Below are 17,546 nucleotides of genomic sequence, written 5' to 3' on the forward strand. Positions count from 1 at the left end.
GATTCGATTCCGAAACGTTCGCAAATAAGAGTGTCGGATACTGTCATTCGGATGGCTGTTCGGTCACTCGAACTCGGTCAGGGAGGCCTGACCGTCCGTCGATTCGGTCGATCTCTCGCCGGAGTCGGCGTCTCTCCGCCGTTTCGAGTCGGCGTGGTCGGCCGCCCAGTCGCCCAGGGTCCGCTTCGTCCGGCCGTCGTTCGTATCAGAGTCGTTCGTCTCGGAACCGTCGCTCGCGGTGCTCGTCGCGGGGTCGTTCGACCGGGACGGCGACGTTTCGGTCTCTTCGACGGCTTCGCCGGTCGCGTTCTCCCACCCGTCGAGGCTGGCCTGGTCGCCCTCGGCGAAGTCGAGGTTGGAGACGCGGACGCCCAGTTTTCTGACCCGGCTCCCGTCGAACTCCGTCAACAGCTCCAGCGCGACCGACTCGACGAGCCCGGGGTCGTCGACCGGTCCGGGAAGCGACTTCGCGCGGGTGTTCACCTCGAACGGCGGTTGGACGACTTTGATGCCGATGGTGCGGTAGAGCGCCCCGCGACTCTGCGCGCGCTCGGCGACGTCCGCCGCGAGCGCGCGCACTTTCTCGCGCATCGCCTCGCTCTCGGAGGTGGGTCTCGTGAACGCCGACTCCCGCGAGAGGCTCTTCGGGAGCCCCGTCGGCGTCACCGCCCTGTCGTCGTCGCCGCGGGCGCGGCGGTGGAGTTCGCGACCCCGCTCGCCGAACGTCTCCCCCAGGCGGTGCGGGTCCGCCGCTGCGAGGTCGCCGGCGGTGTCGATATCCATCTCGCGGAGTTCGCGCGCGGTGACGGGACCGACGCCGTGGACTTCCTCGATGTCCAGCGGGTCGAGAAACGACCGGACCTCCCCGGGGCGGACGACGACGAGGCCGTTCGGCTTGTCGTAGTCGCTGGCGACCTTGGCGACGCTCATGTTCGGGCCGACGCCGACGCTGGCGGTGACGCCGACTTCGCGGTCGATTCGCTGCTTGACGTGGCGAGCGTACCCCTCCGCGAGGGTTCGAGCGCTCTCGTCATCTCCGTCACCAACGGTCTGCCAGGCGGTCCGTTCGGTCACGTCGAGGTACGCCTCGTCGATGCTCACCTCCCGAACCACGTCGGCGCAGTCGTGGAGAATCTCTTTGACCTGCGCGCTCACCTCCTTGTAGTACTCCATGTCGACGGGGCGATAGTAGCCGACCGCCGGTACATCGGGGTCCGCGGGGTTACCATCGTCGTCCAACTCGGCGTCGGCGGCGCGGGGGAGCGCGTCGAGCGCCTGCGTGATGGGTTGGGCGCTGTCGACGCCGTGGGCGCGTGCCTCGTAGCTCGCGGTGGCGACGGCGCCGTGGCCCTCGCCGGGTTCGTATCCCATCCCGACGACGACGGGCTCTCCGTCGAGTTCGGGCTCTTTGAGCCGTTCACAGGACGCGTAGAAGCAGTCCATGTCGACGTGGAACACGATGCGCTCCTCGGCGTCTCCTCTCGCGCCGGGAAGCGTCTCGCCGCTCATCGTCTCGGAGTTGACCTCGGGGCGTTCTTAGTGTTTCCCAACCGGAGCGAAACTGGTTCGGGTCCGAACGTTCATATCAGTGTGGGAACCAGTGAGGGCCATGGTCGGTGACTGGGTGACGGGAGTGACCCTGCTCGTCGCGGGCGGGTTCGTCGTCGGAGTGGGCTACCACATCGTCTTCGCCGACGGCGACGAGCACTTCCGAGACGCTCGGTCGCGGCGGACGGCCGACGGCGAGCGGGCCTCGTATCTCGCCGGTGGGTTCTCGTTTTTCGTCGGCGTCGTGACGGTGGTGTACGGCGTTCTCGAACTGACGAGCGGGCTGAATACGCCGCTGTGGGTTGGCTACGCCGTGACGGTCCTCGTCGGGTCGGCGGGCGTCGCCGTACTCGCGGGGCTCGGCCGTCGCTACTGAACGCTCGCGGGGCTCGATTCGTCAGTCGGTCACTTCAGACGCTCTTGGAGGAACGAAGGGTGAGCGGCGGTGACGCCGTCGATGCTCAGAATGTGGTCGCTGATCACGTCGCCGAGCGAGTCGCCGTCTTTCGCGCGCACCTCGGCCATCAGCATGTGGTCGCCCGACGAGGTGTACAGCGCCTCCACCGCGTCGAGGTCTTTCATCGCGCGCGTCGCTTCGACGTAGCGTTCGCTCTCTACGTCGACGCCGACCAGTGCGATCGACTGTCCGGAGAGTTTCTTCGGGTCGACGTCGGCGGAGTACCCGACGATGACCCCGCTGTCCTCCAGTTTCCGGATGTACTTCCGGACGGTCGGTTTCGACACCCCCGCTCGTTCCGCGATGTCGGCGTAGGAGGCTTGCGCATCCTGCTCCAAGACGGCGAGGATGCGGTCCTCCGTGGATGTGGCTCCCATGTGCGTTTATTTCGGTTCACGGCAAAAATATGTTGCGAACGCGAAATCAGTTCTTCGGGATGTGAAATCCCGACCGAGAGACCGCTCGCTCTCGGGACGCGGTCGAAAGAAAAGACGGCGAGTCACGCGACGACGCCGCGGTACTCGCGGTTACTTGTGCTTGTCGAGGAACTGGTCGTACGAGCGCTCCCACTCGTAGCTGTCGTCGAAGTACCGCTCGGCCAGCGGTTCCTCGGGCATCTCGCCGATGCGCTGTTTCTCCTCCTGGTAGGACGGGCGGTCGCTGTCGACGTAGTAGCGGCCCGTGAGGACTTTCCCCTCGTGGAGGGCGTCCTCGGTCTCGTGCATCATCTCCGCCGCCTCGCGGCGGTCGGTGTTGTCGAAGTCGTAGTCCTCGGAGTCCTGGACGTCGATGTACGGGACGTACTGCCGGGCGTCCTTGTTCCACGTCGGACACTGGGTGAGGAAGTCGACGTGCGAGAAGCCGTCGTGCTCCATCGCCTCGACGATGATGTCCTTCGCCTGATTCGGATTGACCGCGGCGGTGCGCGCGATGTACGACGCGCCGGAGGTCAGCGACAGCGACAGCGGCCGGAGCGGCTGCTTGGCGCTGCCGTGCGGCTGCGTCTTCGACTTGTGGCCCATCGGGCTCGTCGGCGAGGTCTGGCCCTTCGTGAGGCCGAAGATCTCGTTGTTGAACACGATGTACGTCATGTCGTGGTTCTCGCGCGCGCTGTGCATGAAGTGGTTGCCGCCGATCCCGTAGCCGTCACCGTCGCCGCCGGCGGCGACGACTTCGACGCCGGGGTTGGCGAGTTTCGCCGCGCGAGCGATCGGCAGCGAGCGGCCGTGGATGGTGTGGAAGCCGTAGCTCTCGAAGTAGCTGTTGAGCTTCCCCGAGCAGCCGATACCCGTGACGAGCAGCATCTCGTCGGGCGACTTGCCGAGTTCCGCGGCCGCGCCCTTCAGCGCCTTCAGGACGCCGAAGTCACCACAGCCGGGACACCACGTGGCCTGCGGTTCGAGGCCGGGCGTGTAGTCGTTGCGGTCGATTTCTTTGCCTTCTCCGATTGCGCTGAATGCACTCATGATTAGTCACCCGCTGCTGGTACGAACTTCGTTCGCGTGTGGGGATGGTCGTCGTTCTCGACGATGTTCACCTCGAAGCCCTCGACGATGTCTTCGGGCTCGAAGGGGTTTCCGTTGTACTTCAGGAGGCTCGAGAGCTTCTCGCCGTACTGTCCGATTTCCTTCTGGGTCAGTCCGCGGAACTGCGCGGAGGCGTTCATCTCGACGACGAGCACCTCGTCGACGCTCTCGATGAACTCCTTCACCTGCTCGACCGGATACGGCGCCATCTCGCTGACGCCGAGCGACTTCACCGAGTGGCCCGCGTCGTTGAGGCGGTCGACCGCCTCTTCGACGGTGCCCTGGGAGCTCCCGAAGGTGAGGAAGCCGTACTGCGCGTCTTCCTCGCCGTGGAGCGTGTTGTTGACGCCGTCGCCGTCGAGTTCCTCGCGGATGGCTTCGAGTTTGCGCATCCGTTTGTCCATCTGGAACACGCGGTTCTCGGGCGACTCGCTGATGTGGCCCTCCGGCATGTGTTCGTTACCGGTGGCGAGGAAGCGACCGCCCTTCTGGCCGGGGATCGACCGCGGCGCGACGCCGTTGTCCTCGGGCGTGTCGTAGCGGAACCGCGAGAACTTGCCGGACTCGTCGTGCGGCGCGTCGGCGATCTCCTCCTCGGTGAGCGTCGACCCGAGCGACGGGTTCGGGTCCTCGTCGAAGTGGCTCGCCGGGACGTTCACGAGTTCGCCGCCGAGCTTCTGGTCGTAGAGCACGATGCTCGGAATCTGGTACTCGTAGGCGATTTTGAACGCTTTCCGCGTCTGCGTGTACGCCTCGGTGACCGTGCCGGGCGCGAACACGATGCGGTGCGAGTCGCCCTGCGAGGTGTACAGGACGTGTTCGAGGTCGCCCTGCTCGGGTTTCGTCGGCATCCCGGTCGACGGACCGGCGCGCATCGCCTCGACGAGGACGACGGGCGTCTCGGTCATCTCCGCGAGGCCGAGCGGTTCGGACATCAGCGCGAAGCCGCCGCCCGAGGAGCCGGACATGGCTTTCACGCCCGCGTGGCTCGCGCCGAGCGCGAGCGCCGCCGCCGCGATCTCGTCTTCGACCTGCTCGGAGATGCCGCCGAGTTCGGGCAGGTTCTGCGTCATGATGGTGAACACCTCGGTCCACGGCGTCATCGGGTAGCCCGCGATGAAGCGGCAGCCCTCGTCGATGGCGCCGTAGGCGATGGCGTCCGACCCGGACATGAGCACCTGCTCCTCGTCGTGCTCGCCCTCGGGAATCTTCACGTCGTGGGCGTCGACATCGTACTCCTCTTCGACCATGTCGTACGCCTCGTGAAGGATTTCGAGGTTCGGCTCGAGAATCTTCTCCGGCATCGCGTCGGTCATCAGCTCCTCGATCCACTCGAGGTCGATGTCCGCGAGCGCGCAGGTCGCGCCGACGCCGGCGGTGTTGCGCATGACCTCGCGGCCGTGTTCGCGGGCCATCGTGCGCAGGTCGAGGTCGTAGACGTGCCAGTTGTTCTCCTCGACGCGCTCGTCGAAGTCCTCTATCTCCGACGCGTCGAGCAGGCCGGAGTCGTAGATGATGACGCCGCCCTCGTGGAGTTCGTCCAGGTTCTCCGAGAGCGGTTTGATCTCCTCGTTGCCGTAGTAGGCGTTCTGCTGGGGGTTCCGGGCGAACGAGTCGCCCAGCGCCAGCAGGAAGTTGTAGCCGTCCCCGCGGGACTTGACGGGGTCGGCGGAGGCCCGAATCTCGGTGTACGTGTGACCGCCGCGAATCCGCGACGGGTAGTGTCGATGCGTGAAAACGTTGAGGCCCGAGCGCATCAGGGCCTTTGCGAAGTTCTGGCTCGTCGAGGCGATCCCGTCCCCGGACCCCCCTGCGATTCGCCAGATAAGTTCGTCGTTAGTCATATTTGAGTCCTGGCCCGTGTCGGGCCGCCAGTGTGCGATTGTAGCCAGCGTCGAAGTAAAGTCTTTGCTATAGGTTGTCATAGAATGATTATGAAGAATTGCAGAATCGCCCGTCGGTTGCCGGAATTTACGGTCGTTTACAACTACGAACCGAGTTCTTCATTTACGTTTAGAGTCAACCCTATAGACGCTTCTTTGATTGCAGCATTGATAATCAGCGTAAACAGAGAATACAAAAGTATCTAAAAAAAGAAAGACTTTTACACGGATAGATTTTGGAGGCAACAAATGATTGATTGGATACTGAGTCACACGACATCAATTTTGCCAGGTATCGGTGGATTGTTCGCGGGCCTTGTGTCTGCTATTCTTATATATGAGTACAAGAGTAGGAGGGAAACTAACCAGGCAGATAAACAGGAAGTAAGTGAATGGTATACCGAAGCTCAGGACTTGATATCTAGAGCGACTGTGGAGGGTATTAGGCAGACACAATATCAATCATTAGATCATAATTCACTAGAAAAATCTCTCAATACTCTTTCTGAGCGCCTATTTACACACGCAAGCACTGCTCCAAAAGCCGTTAACGATGACGCTGAAGATGTGTTGAAATCTGTTGCGAAAATGTGTATTCGTATCACAACTTTATCACGTACTATCAACACAGAGGGGATATCCGGATTCATGCAATTAGTGCAAGATAGCGTAGAGAGAAGTGACATAGGTGAACTGAGTGAAGAAAAATTCCAAAAATATGCAGAAGCTTCTGGAATTACTGAAAAGGAACTCCCAAAAAGATCACTCACGGATGATGTACTTAACGAGATGTTCCAGAATATGACTCCGTCCGAGAAGGAGTCTGTATCCAACCTCCCCGAGGCACCGTTTGAGATTGAAGACGGTCAATCATTATCGGAGGTAATGAAGCTCGTTCTACAAAACTGGGAGTTTCTTGAAGACAACATCAATGATGTCCAACCACAGTTATTTGAGCAGATAGTACCTGAGGAATGTTCTGAAGACATATTGAACGGATATTTGCGCCAGATGATAGAAATCACACTTATAGATAGCTGTGACTTCTCATACAACGTATTAGAGCAAATCAGAGAGAGTGAGTGATGTTTATTCGTTCTCCGGACTGCTCGGGTGGTAGTCGGTGTCGTACTCGCCGACCCGTCCGTCCAACCGGTCGGGGTTGATGCGCCCTGCCAACAGCATGAAGTCGAGCACCGTCACCCAGAGCATCGCCTCCACGACGGGCACCGCGCGCGGCGGCAACACGGGGTCGTGGCGGCCGACGACCTGCACCTGCTTCTCCTCGCCGGTCTCCCAGTCGACGGTCGTCTGCTCTTTCGGAATCGACGTCGGCGCGTGCCACGTCGCCTCGCCGTAGATGGGTTGGCCCGTCGTGATGCCACCCTGAAGCCCGCCGTGTTTGTTGCCGACGGGGACCGGGTCCCCCTCCTCTCCAAACTCCCAGTCCTCGTTTCGGTCGTGGCCTGTCCACTCGCTGGCCTCCTTGCCGAGACCGTACTCGACGCTCGTCGTCGCCGGAATCGAGAACATCGCTCGGCCGAGGCGGGAGGGGAACGACTCGAAGCGCGGCGCGCCCAATCCTCGCGGAACACCGCGCGCCTCGAAGTAGATGCTCCCGCCGATGGAGTCGCCCGTCTTCTGGTACTCGTCGGTGAGTTCGCGCATCTTCTCGGCAGTCTCGGGATGCGCACACCGAACGTCGTTCTCCTCGGTGTGTTCGAGCATCTCCTCGAACGTGACTTCCGGAGCCTCGACGTCGCCGATCTTGTTGACGTGCGCCTTGATCTGGACGTCGTACTCCGACTGCTCTAACACCTGCCGGGCGACCGCGCCCGCGGCGACCCAGTTCACCGTCTCGCGCGCCGAGGAGCGCCCGCCGCCGCCCCAGTTGCGCGTGCCGAACTTGGCGGAGTACGTGAAGTCGCCGTGCGACGGTCGCGGCGCGGTGACGAACGGTTCGTACTTCCCCGAGCGCGCGTCCTTGTTCTCGATGGTCATGCCGATGGGCGTGCCCGTCGTGTAGCCGTCTTGCAGACCGCTGTGGATGGACACCTCGTCGGGTTCGCCCCGACTCGTCGTTATCATCGACTGGCCGGGTTTGCGCCGGTCGAGTTCGCGCTGAATCTCCTCCTCGTCGAGTTCGACGCCCGCGGGACAGCCGCTGACGACGACGCCCATCGCGTCGCCGTGGCTCTCGCCGTACGTCGAAAACTGGAACAGTCGTCCGAAGCCGTTGCCGTTCATTACCGGGGGGTCGGTGTCGCGGCCATTTAGTGTTTGTAGAAAGGCGCAATCGTGGCGGCGGGAGGCGGAACTTCGCCCAGTGCGGGGCGAACCCTCATCTCGGCGGGCCACGTACGTTCCCGCATGACCGACCCCGCCTCGGTCGACTCGTCGAACGTCGACCAGCGCTCGCTGCGTGCGCGACTCGAAAACTGGTTCTGGCGCAGACACTCGAATCCGTGGAGCGCGGGGACGCGCTTCGTCATCACGCCCGTGTTGATGTACGCCATCTACCGCCGAAAGTGGCGGCTGCTCGCCGCGGTCGTCGCGTTCACCGTCGTCAACCCGGTGCTGTTCGGCGAACCGAAGCGCACTGACAACTGGTTCAGCGAAGTCGTCCTCGCCGAAGAAGCGTGGCTGAGCGAAGGAAAGGGTACGATGGATTTCGGCTATCCGAACGTGCTCAACGTAGTGAACGCGGTCTCTGGAACCGTGGCGCTCGTCTCGGCGATTCGGCGAAAGCCCGTCGGCACCGTCGTCGGCACCGCCGGGATTCTCGTCTTCAAGACGTGGTGGGTCGAAGCGATTCGGCGGCGGACGGGCGTCGGAGAGCGGTAACTCGGCTGTCTGTGGCCCTTCCACGCCCGCGTGACAACACCGTTCTCGGCCGAATCTTTTTGTACGAAAGCGGGGCCAGACCCCCCGTGATTTGACGAACCGCCGCGAACCGGCCGAGGCGGGTGTACGGCGTCCCGGTTCGCGTCAGTCGCCACATTCGACGCGCCGTCTGTTAGCCAACTCGATTACGCGACCGACTCGCCCCCACCGCGTCGCGTTACTCCCGCAGCCGAACGTCCGCGCCCAACTCGGTGAACACGTCGAAGAAGTTCGGGAAGGAGACGTCGACGTGCTCGGCACCTCGGACGCGAGTCGTCCCGTCGGCGACGAGTCCGGCCACCGAGAGCGCCATCACGATGCGGTGGTCGTGGTAGCCGTCGACCGTTGTGCCCGACAGCGAGGTTACGTCGCCCTTCACCGTCAGCACGTCCCGTTCTTCCTCGACGAGAGCGCCCATCTCGGTCAGTTCGTCGGCCATCGCGCTCACGCGGTCCGTCTCCTTGTAGCGGACGTGCTCGCAGTTCTCGATGCGCGTCTCGCCGTCGGCGATGGCGCCGAGCGTCGCGATGGTCGGGAGCAAATCGGGCGTGTCGCCGACGTCGACGGTGACGCCCGAGAGTTCGGACTTTCTGACCGTGATACGGCCGCTCTCGCGGTCCCACTCGATAGCCGCGCCCATCCGTTCGAGCACGTCGACGATGGCAGCGTCGCCCTGCGCGCTCGGGTATGCGCCCTCGACGACGAGTTCGTGGTCTTCGTCGGCGGCGACGGCCCCCGCGGCGAGCAGGTAGGAGATCGACGAGAAGTCGCCGGGGACGTGGTACTCGCCGTCGGTCGGTTCGTACGACTGCCCGCCCGCGACCGAGAACCCGCGCTCGGTCGCCTCCGCGCTGATGCCGAAATCCCGCAGGACTTCGAGCGTGATATCGACGTACGGCGCGGATTTCAGTTGCGTTTCGAGGTCGACGTCGATCCCCTCCTCGGTCACCGCCCCGGCCATCAGAAGCGCCGAGATGTACTGCGATGACACGTCGCCCGGAATCGCCACTCGTCCGCCCGAGACGGGCCCCTTCAGCACGAGCGGCGCTTGCCCGTTCCCGCGGGTGCTCTCGGCGCGGCCGCCGAGCTCCGAAATCGCGTCGAGCAGCGGGCCCTGCGGGCGCGAACGGAGCGAGTCGTCGCCCGTCAGTACGGTGATTCCGTCGGCGAGCGCCGCGCACGCGGTGACGAGACGCATCGTCGTTCCGCTGTTCGCACAGTCGATGACGTCGTCCGGAACGCCGGAACGGCCGCCGAAGCCGTCGATGTCGAGCGTATCACCTTCGCGGGTCACGTCGCCGCCGAACGCCTCGACGGCGCGCATCGTCGCCTTCGTGTCGGCGCTGACAAGCGGGTCGTAGACGGTCGCGCCGTCGCTGTAGCCGGCGGCGAGAATCGCCCGGTGAGTGTAGCTCTTCGAAGGCGGCGCGCGGGCCGTGCCGCGCACCCGAGATTGAGAGAGTTCCGCGTCCATACTCGCCACTCTGTGCGGGCCGGTATCAGGGTACCGGACGCGGTGACATTCCGTTCCGACTCTCTTCCGGGAAGCCAACCACTTTACCGTCGCGGCGTCCCCTCGGAGATATGGAACCAAACCTCTCCTCGCTCGCAGCACACCTCGATTCCGAGGGTTTCGACGGCTATCTTCTCGACGCCGACAGCGGTGACTCCAACCAGCTGTATCTCTCGGGATTCGACGCCCCCGACCCGTTCGTGACCGTGTTCACCGGCGACGAGACGCGCCTGCTCGTCAGTGGCCTGGAGTACGGCCGCGCGAAGAAGGAGAGCCGCGCCGACGCCGTCTCCCGCCTCGCCGAGTACGACTTCCGACGACGCGTCGCCGAGTACGGACCGAAAGAGGGCCGCGCCCGGACCATCGCGGCGTTTCTCGACGACGCGGGCGTCGAGTCGGTGCTCGCGCCCGAGCGCTTCCCGCTCGGCACCGCCGACGGCCTCCGCGAGCAGGGCGGCGACGTGACCGTCGAAGAGCGCGACGTGCTCGGCGACATCCGCGCGGTGAAGACCGCGGAGGAAGTCGACAACGTCCGCGCCGCCCAGAAGGCCAACGAAGCGGCGATGAGAGCCGCCGAGGACCTCATCCGCGCCGCCGACGTCGCCGCCGACGGCACGCTCGTCTACGAGGGCGACCCGCTGACGAGCGAGCGCGTGCAGCAGGAGATAGAGATCACGCTCCTCCGCGAGGGCTGCGCGCTCGACGAGACCATCGTCGCCTGCGGCGAGCACGCCGCCGACCCCCACGACCGCGGCAGCGGCCCGCTCCTGGCGAACGAGTCCATCATCATCGACATCTTCCCGCGGAGCAAATCGACCAAATATCACGCCGACATGACGCGGACGTTCGTGAAGGGCGAACCCTCGGCGGAGATTCGCGAGTGGTTCGAGCTAACCGCCGACGCCAAGGACGCAGCGTTCGACGCCCTCGAACCCGGTGCGACCGGTAAAGACGTCCACGACGCCGTCTGCGACGTCTACGAAAACGCGGACCACGCGACATTCCGAAGCGACCCGACGACCGAGACGGGCTTCATCCACAGCACCGGCCACGGCGTCGGCCTCGACGTCCACGAGGGCCCCCGCCTCAGCAGCGACGGCGAGGAACTGAAACCCGGCCACGTCGTCACAATCGAACCCGGCCTCTACGACCCGGCGGTCGGCGGCGTCCGCATCGAGGACATCGCCGTCGTCACCGAGGACGGCTACGAGAACTTCACCGACTACCCCGTCGAACTCGTCGTCGACTGAGACCGTTGCCGGCAAATCGCGGTAGTTACTCGCTCTGCCCGTATCTCGAATCGAACAGCTGCGCCGACGTCGGGCCGGGGTCGGCCCCATCGACGACGGCGTACCGCGCGAACTCCGAAACGCCGGCCTCGCGGAGCAGTTCCTCGTCGTAGAACTCGTTGCCCGTACACTCGGTCGGGTCGCGCGTCACCAATTCGAGCATCGCGTCGACGACGACCTGCGGCTTGCGCCAGTCCTCGGGTCGGCCGAGTTCGAAGTGGCGCGTCGCCTCCGTCTCGATGGCGGAGACGGGCCAGACGCTGTTGACGGCGACCTCGTCGCTCCGCAGTTCGTCGGCGAGCGACCGCGCGAGAAACGTCATTCCGTACTTCGAGAGCGCGTAGGCCGCTTTGCCGGGCGCGGGTTCCATCGTCGTCGGCGGCGAGTTCATCACGACGTGGGCGTGGTCGCTCTCGCGGAGGTACGGCAGCGCCGCGCGCGTCGTCACGTACGCCCCGCGGGCGTTGACGTCCATCAGGAGGTCGAAGCGCTTGGCGGGGATGTCGTCGACGCCGCCGAACTGAATCGCGCCCGCGTTGTTGACGACGAGGTCGATGCCGCCGAACTCGTCGACGGTCTCCTCTATGGCCGATTCGACGTTCGACTCGTCTCGGACGTCGAGTTGCAGCGCGATGGAGTCGCCGCCGCGCTCGCGTATCTCCTCGGTGGTCTGCGTGACGGTTCCCGGCAGTCGCTCGTGTTCGTCCATCGTCTTGCCCGTCGAGACGACGGCGGCCCCGGCGTCGGCGAAGGCGAGCGCGAGCGCTTTCCCGATGCCGCGACTGGTTCCGGTGATGAAGGCGACGCGTCCGTCGAGCGGTTTGTCGGTCATGGGCCACGTTCACGCGGTCGCACCTTCACTGTTCGTGTCAGCGTCGCTCCAGCACGCCGTTCGTCGAACCGTCGACGGACCCCGCCCGGAGCGCGTCGAGCGTCCCGTCGCCCTGCCAGCGGTCGACGACCTGTCGGAGTCCCTCGCGGTACGTCGGATACGTCGGGTCCCACCCCGTCGACTCGCGGAAGCGGTCGTTCGTCGTCGGCATCGACGTGGTGAACTGCGAGACGGCCGCCGAGCCGACGGTCATCCGGACGACCCACGCGGGGAGCGGAATCGGTCTCGGCGCGTCCAACAGCGCCGCGAACGTCTCGAGGAACTCCCGAGTCGACACCGGTTCGTCGTCGACGACGTGCCACCGTCCGGTCGCCTCCGACTCGGCGGCGGCGACGAACGCGCTCGCGGCGTCGTCGGCGTGAAGCGGCGCGATGACGACCTCGTCGCGGCCGAGCGGTCCCCGACTGATGGCGGGTAGTCGCCGCCGCAGCAGCCGTTCGGCGTACTGCCGGGTGTGGACGGCGTCCGGCGCGTAGAAGACGCCACACCGCAGTATCGACGCCGAGAACGGCGCCGTCTCGCTCGCGGCCATCGCGATCTGCTCGGCGTCGACGGCCGACTGCGTGAGGCGCGTCGGCTGCGGCGGCGACGACTCGTCGAAGAAGTCGCCCCGAGAGTTCGCGGCCACCCAGACGACGCTCTGTTGGAGATACTGCGTCGCGCCGACGGACGCGGCGGCGGTCGTGAGCGCGCGAGCTCCCTCCCTCCGGACGCGGTCGTTTCGCTCCCACTCGTTCTCGGCCGCCAGCGGATCGGTCGGAATCGACGTCGCGGCGTGGACGACGACGTCGGCACCTTCGGCGGCCAGCGCCAGCGAGTCCGCGTCGAAGAGGTCACCCCGATACGGTTCGCCGCCGCGGTCGGCGACGAGGTCGTCGCCTTCGGCGTCGCGCGTCAGGCCGACCACCTCGTGTCCGCGGTCGGCGAACTGCGAGACGAGTCGGCGGCCCAACACCCCCGTCGCTCCGGCTACGAATACGCGCATAGGATGGAAGCCGAACGCACGGGCAAAAGTGTTTCTCAGGCAACAGGCTTCCGCCCGCTGCCGGTATCCGAACCCACTTGCTCCGGTGTCGACAAGTTCCGGCGTGAACTGGCGCTACCGGAACACGGTGCTCGTCCTCTGTACGCTCGCGTTCTTCGCGACGATGGTCGCGCGCCTCGCCATCAGTCCGGTCGTCCCCGACATCACAGCCCAGTTCGAGGTGTCGAACGGCGCAGTCGGTCTCGCCCTCGCGGGGATGTGGGCCGCCTACGCGACGATGCAGTTTCCCAGCGGCGTCCTCGGCGACAGGTTCGGCGAGCGTCGCGTCATCCTCGCCGCCGTCGGCCTCACCGCGGTCGGTAGCCTCCTCCTGGCCGTCTCGCCGTCGTTTCCGACGTTCGCGCTGTTCACCCTCGCGCTCGGCGCGGGCGCGGGACTGCACTACACCGTCGCCACGACGTTCATCTCCAAGCAGTTCTCGAACATCGGTCGCGCTATCGGCGTCCACGTCGCAGGCGGGCCGCTCGCGGGGCTCTCCGTGCCCGTCGTCGCCGCCGTCGTCGCCGCCCGCTACGACTGGCGCGCCTCGATGCTGCTCGGCGCTATCGCCGCGGTTCCGGTGTTCCTCCTGTTCCAGCGGCGTATCGAACCCACGACGCCGGAGCGACCCGACCAGCCGATGCGCGAACGGTTCGCGTTCGCGTCGCTGTTCGAGCTGCTCTCGCGCCCCGAAATCGTCTATACTACGATTCTGGCCGTCGCCGGCGCGTTCACCTGGCAGGCGACGGCGTCCTTCCTGCCGACGTTTCTCGTCGCATACCACGACCTCTCGGTGGCGACGGCGAGCGCGCTGTTCTCGCTGTACTTCGTCGTCCACGGCGCGACCCAACCCGTCATGGGCTACTTGTCGGACCGGTTCGACCGCGACGCCGCCGCCTCGCTGTCGATGGGTCTCGGCGTCGTCGGCTACGCCACGCTCATCGAGGGGTCGACGCTCCCCGTCTTCGTCGTCGGCGCGTGCATGGTCGGCGTGGCGATGAGTTGGGGCGCGCCCATCCAGTCGCGCTTCATCGACAAACTCTCGGCGGAGGAGCGCGGCGCGGGGTTCGGCCTCGTCCGGACGGCGTACATGCTCCTGGGAGCGACCGGCAGTTTCGTCGTCGGCGCGCTCTCGGACGCGGCGGGGTGGGCCGTCGCCGTCGGCCTGCTCGTCGGCGTGATGGGCGTCGGCTTCTCGGTGCTCGCGGTGAATCGCGTATTGAAGTTGGGGTTGTGAGGGCAGGAGAGACGAAAAAGAGCGGTCAGCCGATTCGCTGCGGCGGCGGCCCGTTCAGGTCAGAATCCGTCGCGATGGTGAGCGAGACGACGAGCAGGACGACGCCGGTTCCGACGCCAACAGCTATCCAGATAGCGTGCGCACCTGCGAGAAACGGAGTAACGGCTGCGACGACCGCCAACAGGGCAAACACGGCTGCGCCGAGTTTACGTCTCTTGGCGTCCTCGGCTCTCGTGTCTCTCATACCGTGGTAGTCAGTCACGGACTCATTAACGATTGTGGTTCTGACACGTGATTGCGGATAGGCGGCATCGAACGCCTTTTGCGACGGCGTTGGCAACGAACGCGCAATGAAACTGCTCATCGTCGGTGCGGGCGCGATGGGTCGCTGGGTCGCCGACACGCTCTCGGCGGAGGTGGCGTTCGCCGACACCGACTCCGAGGCCGCCGAAGCGGCGGCCGCGGCCCACGACGCCCGCGCCGTCTCGACGGACACCGACGAACGCTTCGACGCCGTCTGTCTCGCCGTCCCCATCTCCGCGGTCGAGTCGGCCATCGCCGCGCACGCGCCGAACGCCGACGGGGCCGTCTTCGACGTGACCGGGGTGATGGCCGGGCCGCTGTCGGCGCTGCGCGAACACGCCGCCGACTGCGAACGCGCGAGCTACCACCCGCTGTTCGCCCCCGAGAACGCGCCGGGCAACGTCGCCGCCGTCGTCGACGAGGGCGGGCCGACGCTCGACGCCGTCGACGAGGCGTTCGCCGCCGCCGGCAACGACGTCTTCGAGACGACCGCCGGCGAGCACGACGGCGCGATGAAGACGGTGCAGTCGGGCGCACACGCCGCGGTGCTCGCCTACGCGCTCGCCGCCGAGGATGTCCGCGAGGAGTTCGCCACCCCGGTTTCGGCCGCGCTGGACGACGTCGTCGACACCGTCACCGGCGGCACCCCGCGCGTGTACGCGGAGATTCAGGAGACGTTCGACGGCGCGACGGGCGTCGCCGAGGCGGCGGCCCGAATCGCCGACGCCGAGGGCGAGGCGTTCGAGAAACTGTACCGGGAGGCGGGGCGCCACGAGACCGCGGACCCCGAAGAACTCGGGCGCAACGCCGGCGACGACAGCGCCGACGGCGACGACAACGGCGACGGCGACGACAGCGCCGACGACGACGACAGCGCCGACGACGACGGAGGTGAGAACCGATGACCGACCGCGAGGCCGTCGTCTCGAACGCGAAGTACCTCCGCAACGTCCGCCCCATCGACCCCGAGGAGATAGCCGAGTACGTCGAAGGCTACCCGCACCCGGCGGTCGTCAAGCAGACCCTGCGCGAGGAGGCGTTCGACCTCGGGTTGGTCGAACAGGCGGACGGCACGTTCGTCCCCGTCGACGACGCGCCGGTTCCGGTCCGCGACTGGCGGCCGACGACACTCCCCGAGGCCTACTCGTTCGCGGTCGAAGACCTGCTCGTCGGGCGCTACGGCGCGAACTGGCACACGGGGGAGTCGGGCGACGAACTCCGCGAGGCCGTCCGTCGGCTGAAGGAGGACTACTACTACCAGAACGACGTGGAGTACGACGAGACGGCCGCGCTCGGCTACGCCGTCTACCACCTCGCGGACTACTACGCCGAGGTGGGCTACGTGCTGAACGACCTCGCCGAGAACGGCCTGCTCCCGAGAACGCTCCGCGTCGTCGACGTGGGCGCGGGCGTCGGCGGTCCGGCGCTCGGCCTGCACGACTACCTGCCCGACGACTGCCTAGTCGACTACCACGCGGTCGAACCGAGCCCCGCCGCCGACGTGCTCGAACGGTTGCTCGACGAGACGAACGAGAACTTTCGGACGACGGTTCACCGCGAGACGGCCGAGGCGTTCGACCTCGACGCGCTCGGCGACGCGGACCTCGTACTGTTCGGAAACGTGCTCAGCGAGGTCGACGACCCGGTCTCCGTCGTCCGTCGCTACCTCGGCGCGCTGGCCGACGACGGCTCCGTCGTCGCGCTCGCACCAGCGGACAGAAACACGAGCATCGGACTTCGGGAGGTCGAACGCGAAGTCGAATCGGAGGCGGGCGCGACGGTGTACTCGCCCGAACTCCGCCTGTGGCCGGGGATGACGCCCTCGGACCGCGGCTGGTCGTTCGACGTGCGCGACGACGTGGAGCCGCCGGCGTTCCAGCGCCGCCTCGACGAGGGCGGCGCGAGCGACGGCACGTTCACCAAGACCTCGGTGCAGTTCTCCTACAGCATCCTCCGAAGAGACGGAAAACGACGCGTCGACCTGCGCGCCGACCGGAGCCGACACGCGCGGATGGCCGAGATGGAAGCCCACGTCACCGACCGCATCGACCTCCTGGCGGTGAAACTCAGTCACGACCTCGCCGACGACGACGGCCGGAACCCGGTGTTCAAAATCGGCGACGGCAGCCAGTCGGTCGACCACTACGCCGTGCTCACGCGGGAGTCGGCGCTGAACCGCGAGCTCGCGGAAGCAGCATACGGCGCGGTGCTCGGGTTCGAGAACGTGCTCTGTCTGTGGAACGACGACGAGGCGGCGTACAACCTCGTCGTCGACGCGGAGACGGTCGTCGAAATCGTCGCCCCCTGAGCGCGAACGGACGCGCAGCGACGCCGACCGCCCGCCGCGCCACTCCGCTCAGTCCAAGCTCTCCAGCGCCCTCTCGATGGGGTCGTCGCCGGCGAGAATCTCGAACGTCTTGCCGACGGTGTTCTCGACTTCGAACGCCGCGGCGAGCGTCCCGGCGACGTCGTCTCTCGTGATTTCGCCCGGCCCGTCGAGTCGCTCGTCAGCGACGATTCTGCCCGTCCCGTCTTCGTTCGTCAGCGCCCCCGGTCGGACGACGGTGTAGTCGAGTTCGCTCTCGCGGAGGTAGCGGTCGGCTGCGGCCTTCGCCTCCAGGTAGTCGCGCAGCTCCTCCGGCCCCGACTCGGGGTCGTCCGCGCCCATCGAACTGAGCATGACGTAGCGCGACGCGCCGAACGCCTCGGCGGCGTCTATCGTCCGAATCGCCCCGTCTCGGTCGACGCCCTCGACGTCCTCGCCGCCGGAGCCGGCGGCGAACAGTACCGCGTCGCATCCGCGGACCGCACGCTCGACGTCGTCGTCGCTCGTGAGGTCGGCGACGACCGTCTCGACGCCGTACGACTCCATCTCGGGGACCTGCGCTTCGTCTCTGACCATCGCTCTGACCTCGTGGTCGCTGTCGCTCAGGAGGTCGGTGACGCGCGTTCCGACGCCGCCGTGGGAGCCGGCGATGAGTATTCGCATGG

At 66.0% G+C, this 17,546-nt stretch carries 17 protein-coding genes; 7 read left to right on the top strand and 10 right to left on the bottom strand.

Translation table 11 applies throughout. The annotated features are described in order from the left end of the window. Positions 1-63: 63 nt before the first annotated feature. Positions 64-1,509, bottom strand: coding sequence for a DNA polymerase IV (locus FCF25_RS13125; RefSeq protein ID WP_137048997.1), 1,446 nt, complete (start codon positions 1,507-1,509; stop codon positions 64-66). Between the two features lie 100 nt (positions 1,510-1,609). Here FCF25_RS13125 and FCF25_RS13130 point away from each other — a divergent pair, with 100 nt between their 5' ends. Beyond that, positions 1,610-1,924 carry a hypothetical protein gene (locus FCF25_RS13130; protein WP_117591444.1) on the top strand — a complete coding sequence of 105 codons (315 nt, stop codon included), beginning with the start codon at positions 1,610-1,612 and terminating at the stop codon, positions 1,922-1,924. A gap of 29 nt (positions 1,925-1,953) precedes the next feature. On the opposite strand, the gene lrpA1 is transcribed toward FCF25_RS13130, so the two are convergent. The 3 genes from lrpA1 to FCF25_RS13145 form a co-directional block, all read right to left on the bottom strand. After that, positions 1,954-2,382, bottom strand: a complete 429-nt coding sequence (lrpA1, locus tag FCF25_RS13135) for an HTH-type transcriptional regulator LrpA1 (protein ID WP_117591442.1) — start codon at positions 2,380-2,382, stop codon at positions 1,954-1,956. 150 nt (positions 2,383-2,532) lie between these two features. Next, positions 2,533-3,471: a thiamine pyrophosphate-dependent enzyme gene (locus FCF25_RS13140; RefSeq protein ID WP_117591441.1), complete on the bottom strand. Its 939-nt coding sequence runs from the start codon at positions 3,469-3,471 to the stop codon at positions 2,533-2,535. A gap of 2 nt (positions 3,472-3,473) precedes the next feature. Then, positions 3,474-5,375 (bottom strand): 2-oxoacid:acceptor oxidoreductase subunit alpha, encoded by a 1,902-nt coding sequence (locus FCF25_RS13145; protein WP_137048998.1) that lies wholly within the window; start codon positions 5,373-5,375, stop codon positions 3,474-3,476. A 288-nt stretch (positions 5,376-5,663) separates the two neighbouring features. On the opposite strand from FCF25_RS13145, the gene FCF25_RS13150 reads away from it, so the two are divergent. Further along, the gene (locus FCF25_RS13150) at positions 5,664-6,500 is read left to right on the top strand and encodes a hypothetical protein (RefSeq protein WP_137048999.1); all 837 of its coding nucleotides are present in this window, start codon (positions 5,664-5,666) and stop codon (positions 6,498-6,500) included. 3 nt (positions 6,501-6,503) lie between these two features. Here FCF25_RS13150 and aroC read toward each other — a convergent pair whose 3' ends face one another. Further along, positions 6,504-7,661 carry a chorismate synthase gene (gene aroC / locus FCF25_RS13155; protein WP_137049000.1) on the bottom strand — a complete coding sequence of 386 codons (1,158 nt, stop codon included), beginning with the start codon at positions 7,659-7,661 and terminating at the stop codon, positions 6,504-6,506. Between the two features lie 123 nt (positions 7,662-7,784). Here aroC and FCF25_RS13160 point away from each other — a divergent pair, with 123 nt between their 5' ends. Then, positions 7,785-8,258 (top strand): DUF6653 family protein, encoded by a 474-nt coding sequence (locus FCF25_RS13160; protein WP_137049001.1) that lies wholly within the window; start codon positions 7,785-7,787, stop codon positions 8,256-8,258. Between the two features lie 217 nt (positions 8,259-8,475). On the opposite strand, the gene aroA is transcribed toward FCF25_RS13160, so the two are convergent. Then, entirely contained in the window at positions 8,476-9,771 is a 1,296-nt protein-coding gene (aroA, locus tag FCF25_RS13165) for a 3-phosphoshikimate 1-carboxyvinyltransferase (protein ID WP_137049002.1), read from the bottom strand. 110 nt (positions 9,772-9,881) lie between these two features. On the opposite strand from aroA, the gene FCF25_RS13170 reads away from it, so the two are divergent. Then, positions 9,882-11,060: a Xaa-Pro peptidase family protein gene (locus tag FCF25_RS13170; protein WP_137049003.1), complete on the top strand. Its 1,179-nt coding sequence runs from the start codon at positions 9,882-9,884 to the stop codon at positions 11,058-11,060. A 25-nt stretch (positions 11,061-11,085) separates the two neighbouring features. On the opposite strand, the gene FCF25_RS13175 is transcribed toward FCF25_RS13170, so the two are convergent. Both FCF25_RS13175 and FCF25_RS13180 read right to left on the bottom strand, forming a co-directional pair. Beyond that, on the bottom strand, positions 11,086-11,931 hold the full coding sequence (locus FCF25_RS13175; protein ID WP_117591429.1) for an SDR family oxidoreductase: 846 nt from the start codon (positions 11,929-11,931) through the stop codon (positions 11,086-11,088). A gap of 37 nt (positions 11,932-11,968) precedes the next feature. Then, entirely contained in the window at positions 11,969-12,976 is a 1,008-nt protein-coding gene (locus FCF25_RS13180) for an NAD(P)-dependent oxidoreductase (protein ID WP_137049004.1), read from the bottom strand. A gap of 103 nt (positions 12,977-13,079) precedes the next feature. Between FCF25_RS13180 and FCF25_RS13185 the strand changes: the two genes are divergently transcribed. Continuing rightward, positions 13,080-14,252, top strand: coding sequence for an MFS transporter (locus FCF25_RS13185; protein ID WP_117594034.1), 1,173 nt, complete (start codon positions 13,080-13,082; stop codon positions 14,250-14,252). 25 nt (positions 14,253-14,277) lie between these two features. Here the strand turns inward: FCF25_RS13185 and FCF25_RS13190 are convergent, their stop codons facing one another. Beyond that, positions 14,278-14,496 (bottom strand): hypothetical protein, encoded by a 219-nt coding sequence (locus tag FCF25_RS13190; RefSeq protein ID WP_137049005.1) that lies wholly within the window; start codon positions 14,494-14,496, stop codon positions 14,278-14,280. A 106-nt stretch (positions 14,497-14,602) separates the two neighbouring features. Between FCF25_RS13190 and FCF25_RS13195 the strand changes: the two genes are divergently transcribed. Both FCF25_RS13195 and FCF25_RS13200 read left to right on the top strand, forming a co-directional pair. After that, positions 14,603-15,460, top strand: a complete 858-nt coding sequence (locus FCF25_RS13195; RefSeq protein ID WP_137049006.1) for a prephenate dehydrogenase/arogenate dehydrogenase family protein — start codon at positions 14,603-14,605, stop codon at positions 15,458-15,460. Continuing rightward, the gene (locus tag FCF25_RS13200) at positions 15,457-16,863 is read left to right on the top strand and encodes a small ribosomal subunit Rsm22 family protein (protein WP_137049007.1); all 1,407 of its coding nucleotides are present in this window, start codon (positions 15,457-15,459) and stop codon (positions 16,861-16,863) included. Before FCF25_RS13195 ends, FCF25_RS13200 begins: the two co-directional genes overlap by 4 nt. Positions 16,864-16,911: 48 nt before the next feature. Here the strand turns inward: FCF25_RS13200 and FCF25_RS13205 are convergent, their stop codons facing one another. After that, entirely contained in the window at positions 16,912-17,544 is a 633-nt protein-coding gene (locus tag FCF25_RS13205; RefSeq protein WP_117591420.1) for an SDR family oxidoreductase, read from the bottom strand. Positions 17,545-17,546: the final 2 nt, after the last annotated feature.

The organism is Haloprofundus sp. MHR1 (assembly GCF_005155585.1).
In the GTDB taxonomy this organism is placed as follows: domain Archaea; phylum Halobacteriota; class Halobacteria; order Halobacteriales; family Haloferacaceae; genus Haloprofundus; species Haloprofundus halophilus.

Coding starts and splice junctions, on each gene's coding strand:
- FCF25_RS13125 (WP_137048997.1), bottom strand. CDS start 1,509: ATGAGCGGCGAGACGCTTCCCGGCGCGAGAGGAGACGCCGAGGAGCGC.
- FCF25_RS13130 (WP_117591444.1), top strand. CDS start 1,610: ATGGTCGGTGACTGGGTGACGGGAGTGACCCTGCTCGTCGCGGGCGGG.
- lrpA1 (WP_117591442.1), bottom strand. CDS start 2,382: ATGGGAGCCACATCCACGGAGGACCGCATCCTCGCCGTCTTGGAGCAG.
- FCF25_RS13140 (WP_117591441.1), bottom strand. CDS start 3,471: ATGAGTGCATTCAGCGCAATCGGAGAAGGCAAAGAAATCGACCGCAAC.
- FCF25_RS13145 (WP_137048998.1), bottom strand. CDS start 5,375: ATGACTAACGACGAACTTATCTGGCGAATCGCAGGGGGGTCCGGGGAC.
- FCF25_RS13150 (WP_137048999.1), top strand. CDS start 5,664: ATGATTGATTGGATACTGAGTCACACGACATCAATTTTGCCAGGTATC.
- aroC (WP_137049000.1), bottom strand. CDS start 7,661: ATGAACGGCAACGGCTTCGGACGACTGTTCCAGTTTTCGACGTACGGC.
- FCF25_RS13160 (WP_137049001.1), top strand. CDS start 7,785: ATGACCGACCCCGCCTCGGTCGACTCGTCGAACGTCGACCAGCGCTCG.
- aroA (WP_137049002.1), bottom strand. CDS start 9,771: ATGGACGCGGAACTCTCTCAATCTCGGGTGCGCGGCACGGCCCGCGCG.
- FCF25_RS13170 (WP_137049003.1), top strand. CDS start 9,882: ATGGAACCAAACCTCTCCTCGCTCGCAGCACACCTCGATTCCGAGGGT.
- FCF25_RS13175 (WP_117591429.1), bottom strand. CDS start 11,931: ATGACCGACAAACCGCTCGACGGACGCGTCGCCTTCATCACCGGAACC.
- FCF25_RS13180 (WP_137049004.1), bottom strand. CDS start 12,976: ATGCGCGTATTCGTAGCCGGAGCGACGGGGGTGTTGGGCCGCCGACTC.
- FCF25_RS13190 (WP_137049005.1), bottom strand. CDS start 14,496: ATGAGAGACACGAGAGCCGAGGACGCCAAGAGACGTAAACTCGGCGCA.
- FCF25_RS13195 (WP_137049006.1), top strand. CDS start 14,603: ATGAAACTGCTCATCGTCGGTGCGGGCGCGATGGGTCGCTGGGTCGCC.
- FCF25_RS13200 (WP_137049007.1), top strand. CDS start 15,457: ATGACCGACCGCGAGGCCGTCGTCTCGAACGCGAAGTACCTCCGCAAC.
- FCF25_RS13205 (WP_117591420.1), bottom strand. CDS start 17,544: ATGCGAATACTCATCGCCGGCTCCCACGGCGGCGTCGGAACGCGCGTC.